This is a genomic window from Gemmatimonadaceae bacterium (assembly GCA_019752115.1).
Taxonomy (GTDB): Bacteria; Gemmatimonadota; Gemmatimonadetes; order Gemmatimonadales; family Gemmatimonadaceae; genus Gemmatimonas.
Genome location: JAIEMN010000029.1, coordinates 1 through 4,604, shown reverse-complemented (window position 1 = coordinate 4,604; position 4,604 = coordinate 1). Strand labels below are relative to the sequence as shown.

The 4,604-nt window shown below is 68.0% G+C and carries 5 protein-coding genes; 3 read left to right on the top strand and 2 right to left on the bottom strand.

Annotated features, from left to right (window positions below; genetic code table 11):
• Positions 1-97 precede the first annotated feature (97 nt).
• Positions 98-1,141 (bottom strand): Ig-like domain-containing protein, encoded by a 1,044-nt coding sequence (locus K2R93_15005; protein ID MBY0491148.1) that lies wholly within the window; start codon positions 1,139-1,141, stop codon positions 98-100.
• Positions 1,142-1,254: 113 nt separating this feature from the next.
• The gene (locus K2R93_15000) at positions 1,255-1,920 is read right to left on the bottom strand and encodes an NYN domain-containing protein (protein ID MBY0491147.1); all 666 of its coding nucleotides are present in this window, start codon (positions 1,918-1,920) and stop codon (positions 1,255-1,257) included.
• Between the two features lie 188 nt (positions 1,921-2,108).
• Between K2R93_15000 and K2R93_14995 the strand changes: the two genes are divergently transcribed.
• The 3 genes from K2R93_14995 (at position 2,109) to K2R93_14985 (ending at position 4,440) form a co-directional block, all read left to right on the top strand.
• Positions 2,109-3,188 carry an ADP-ribosylglycohydrolase family protein gene (locus tag K2R93_14995; protein ID MBY0491146.1) on the top strand — a complete coding sequence of 360 codons (1,080 nt, stop codon included), beginning with the start codon at positions 2,109-2,111 and terminating at the stop codon, positions 3,186-3,188.
• Between the two features lie 332 nt (positions 3,189-3,520).
• Positions 3,521-3,883 carry a hypothetical protein gene (locus K2R93_14990; protein MBY0491145.1) on the top strand — a complete coding sequence of 121 codons (363 nt, stop codon included), beginning with the start codon at positions 3,521-3,523 and terminating at the stop codon, positions 3,881-3,883.
• A 35-nt stretch (positions 3,884-3,918) separates the two neighbouring features.
• The gene (locus K2R93_14985) at positions 3,919-4,440 is read left to right on the top strand and encodes a hypothetical protein (protein MBY0491144.1); all 522 of its coding nucleotides are present in this window, start codon (positions 3,919-3,921) and stop codon (positions 4,438-4,440) included.
• Positions 4,441-4,604: the final 164 nt, after the last annotated feature.

Sequence of the window (4,604 nt, the reverse complement as noted above, 5' to 3'; positions counted from 1 at the left end):
CGAGCACCTCAGATGTGCTACGCCGCGACCAGCCGGGGGAAGGCCTTTCTCATTTCAACTTGGATGTGATCAGTTCAACCCTGCCAGCCCAGCAGCGTCACCGACAGCCAGCGGCAAAGGTCGCCAGTCGCGGCGCAAGACCGGTGACGCGCCACGTGAGCGTCTCCGTCTGCCCACCGGCGATCGTAAAGCGGAGCGTGAGCTTCCGCGCCGTCGCGAGGCGATCGGCAAAGGCCAGCTTCTCCGCATTCGTCCCGCCGAGCGCGAGCCAGCGCTGCGTGTCAGCGTCGATGGTCCACGCGCTCGAGACCGGCGTGTCGTCGTCGATGGCGTACTGCACCGTGCTGGCGGCAGCCGTGGTGCCATAGAGCCCCAGCGTCACGCCAAAGCTGCCGCCTGCCCCGCAGGTGAGGCTTAGCAGCTGCAGCCGGTCCGTGTCATCGAAGCGCAGCGCGTCTTCCGACCACAGAATCGCATCCTGCGCCGACGTCGAGCCCCAGTCGTACGACGTGAACCCGCGCCCCCAGGTGCGGCCGTCCACATCGGCTTCCACCATGTAGGCGCCTTCGACCTTCGGCGTGAGCACGCCGTTCGAGGTGATGGTCGCGAGCGCCGTATCGCGCACGCGCCACGTCACCCCGCGCTGCACTTCGGTGCGATCGGCGGTGCGGATGATCGCTTCGAGCGCATACGGCTCCCCCACCTTCTGGCGGAGCGGCGCATTGATCGTCACGCTCGCCACCGGAATGCGCACCGTGATCGTCGCACTCCCCGAGACGCCTTCGCTCGTGCCTGTGATCTGCGCCGACCCTTCACTGAGCGCCGTCACGCGCCCCGTGCTGTCCACCGTGGCCACCGCACTCGCGCTCGAGCTCCACGATACCGCGCGCCCCGTCAGCACGAGCCCCGTGCTGCTCCGGAGCACCACCTGCGCCTGCGTCGTGGTGCCCACCCACACCGTGTCGGACGAAAGCGACGTCGTCACCGACGCCACCGGAATGGACGGCGCCCCCGGCGTCTCCGGATCCGGCAACACCGGCGCCGTCGCGGGCGTGTCGCCACTACAGGCGGCGAGCGTCAGGGCAAGCATCGCCCCCACCAGCAGGCGGGGCGTGACATTGGCGGCAGTGAGGGGGCGCATACCGGCGGCAATTCAGGGTCCGAGGGCCCATCGCCGCCGTCGGCGGGTTGGCCCTATCTGGGATAGGACCACCGAGCGGCCAACCGGGTCACGGTTGGCGGGCCCACGCCACGCTATGGGGCCCCACTCGAGCCGGGAGGGACCGTAGCCCACGCTGCCGGCCGACGAATCGGGGTGCCGGGGATCACCTCAGGAAACTGAGCCGCGGCCAGCCGAGAGTTGGAGAGATGTCGGACAAACGAGGCCACCTGGACCAGTGATTTGGCTGGTTTGTCAGACGGGGAGACCAACCCGACGGGCTTTCCAACCTCTTGTGCCACGATGCGAATCGGCTCGACGAGATCGGTGTCATTGGACACCACCACGGCGACATCGAAGCGATCAAGGAACGCGTCGCGGATCAGGTGGCTCGCGAGGTTGACGTCCGACCCCTTCTCCTCGGTCTTTACCACGAGCGCCGTCACGGGGCTGGGTCGAACCATCATCTGCGGCGGCTGCGCCAACGCCGCCCACTTCTCCGACACCAGAAAGTTGCCGCGATGGATGCTCACTTCCGGAATGGTCGACAGCGCTCGCAAGTAGGCGTGCTGTCGATTGGGAGCGTGCGGATCACGCTTCCCCGAAATGTTCGCGGTGTAATACCGGATCGCGTCGATGCGGTTCTCGGGCGACAGCAGACCGGCAAAGAGCGTCTTGAGATCGAGCCACTTGTACGGCCCGCGCTGAAGCGCGCGATAGTACAAGTTGAAGCCATCGACGTACACAAAAGTGCGCACCATTGCGGCATTCCCCGAGAAAGCAAAAGCCACCCAGAGCACGCTCTGAATGGCTTTCGGGCCGACCGCCGAGGCGATCGGGGAGTGATGAGGAGAACATAGTGGGCGACAGAGCGGTCGGCAATGTTTTTTCTACGCACCTGGTGCCTTTCTGTCGCATGAGTGGGCGGTCTCGCGCTTAGCTTGCATTCATGAATTCCCCACGCTGGATTCCTGCACTGGAGCAAACGCGCCTCGCGATTCTCCCACCCGCTCCACCGCTGGATTCGCCCGACCTCCCCGACCGCGTCCGCGGCCTCCTCCTCGGCATCGCCATCGGCGACGCCCTCGGCAATCGCACCGAGGGGCTCGACCCCGCCGAGCGCGAAGCGCAGCATGGCCGCATCACCGGCTACGCGCCCAGCCGCTACGCAAACGGCGCGATCGCCGGCACGCCCAGCGATGACACGCAGCTCACCGCGCGCACCCTCGAACAACTCGTGGACGACGGCGCGCTCATCGCCGACGAACTCGCGTTCCGCATCGCCAACGACCGGTTGTTCGGCGTGGATCGCGCCACGCTCGATTTCTGCAAAGCGCTCCGCACCGGTGCGCCGTGGTGGGAGTGCACGCAGCACAGCGCCGGTAACGGCGCCATGGTGCGCATCGCGCCGCTCATCCTGCCGCATGCCGTGAACGGCGGCGTCGGGCTCTGGAGCGAAGTCGCCCTCGCCACGGCGGTCACGCACAACGACCCCATGGCCATCGCCGCCAACGTCGCGTGGGTCGCGTTCCTCTGGCGGCTGCTCAACGCCGATCTCCCCGAAAGCCCCGCCGAGTGGCTCGAGACGTACACCGAAGTGCTGCGCGTCCTCGATCACGGACAGACGTATGAGAGTCGCGTGACCAGCGGCCCGCTGCAGCACTGGCGTGGGAGTCTCTCGCAGCTGCTCGACGCCGAGGTGCGCCCCGCCGTGCAACGCGCCACGCCCATTCGCGACGCCGCGCAGCGCTGGCAGTCCGGCGCCTTTCTCCTGGAGACGGCGCCGACGGTGCTGCACATCATCGCGCAGCTCGGCGATTCCCCACGCGACGCGATGCTCGCCGCCGTGAACGACACGCGCGACAACGACACCATCGCCGCGCTCGTCGGCGCCGCCATGGGTGCGGCGCATGGCACCAGTTGGATCCCCACCGAATGGCGCGAACCCCTCCTCGGCCGCACCCACGAAGACGACGACGGCTACTACTTCGCGCTCATCGACCGCGCCGTCGCGCGTTTTGTGTTGTGAGGGGTGGGTGAACTGATCACATCCAAGACATCCATGACGTTCAAGTCATCCAAGAAACCGCATTTCTTGGATGACTCGGAAGCCTCGCATGCCTCGGATGTGATCAGTTAAAAGAAGCCCTGTGTCAGGCAGACCCCTCATGCGCCAGCACGATCGCGGTCGCATCGTGCACCATGCGCCTCGACCGATGGACCTTGCGAGCGCGCTCTGGCTGCGCGCTGTTCCTTCTGCTGCCCGTGTGGCTTCCGGCACAGCGGCCAAATCCCACGGGCCTGGAACGACGGGCCCGCGTCACCTGGCGCGACAGCGCCGCCACCCGCCGCGAGACAGGCGTGGCCACGTGGAGCGGCGATACGCTGCGCCTCCGCACGACGCCGGGCCGCGCGATACCGCTCCCCCTCGCCAGTATCTCGCGGCTCGAGCTCTCCACGGGGCGCCGCGGCCACGTCGTAAAGGGTAGCGTCATTGGCTTCGCGGTCGGTGCCGTACTCGGCGCCGTCTCGGGCGCGAGCAGTACGACGCCCTGCCGGACCAACGCGGGCGCCCCGTGCGCCAGCGACGCCACCTCGCGCAGCAGCTCGATCTTTGCCGCCAGCAGCTTCCTCGGCGTCAGCGGTGCCATGGTCGGCGGCGGCATCGGCGCGTTCGTCCGCACCGATCGCTGGGCCGACAGCACCGTCCTCGTACGCCGCTGAGAAGACGAAGGACCACCCCGTCAGGGAGCTCCACCATGCGTCCCGACCGAATTCTCGCGCGATGGCGCGCCACCGGCGTGCTGTTGCTTCTGCTGCCCGTGTGGCTCCCGGCGCAGCCATCCACCCCCGCGGCGCTGCAGCGACGGGCGCGCGTCACCTGGGCCGAAGGCGCCGTTAGCCGGCGCGACGTCGGCCGCGCCACACTCCTGCCCGACACCGTACGCCTGCGCACGGAAACGCGCGAAGTCATCAGCATCCCCGCGGCGCGCGTCACGCGCCTCGAGGTCAGTACCGGCCGCCACCGCCACTGGTGGCAAGGCGCACTGATCGGCGCGGCCATCGGTGGCACCATTGGCGGCCTGGCTGGCAGCGCCAGTCACAGCGACTGCGACCGCAGTGGCGGCAACGCCTGCTTCTTCGTCTCCGACCGCCGCATCAATGACGTCCTCTTCGGCGCGGCCATCGCCGGCATCCCCGGCACCGTCCTCGGTACGGGAATCGGTGCCCTCACCCGCACCGACCGCTGGGCCGACAGCACCGCACTCGTGCGCCGCTGATGGGGTTGAACTGATCACATCCAAGGCAGGCGAGCGATCCAAGGCATCCGAGCACCGCAGTTCCTCGGATGCCTTGGCCCCGAGGACGCCTTCTATGAGAAAGGCCAACTAGTCAAGGCCACCGTGGTGGCCTCGCGGCTGGGTCCTGCGCGAGAATCGGTGCG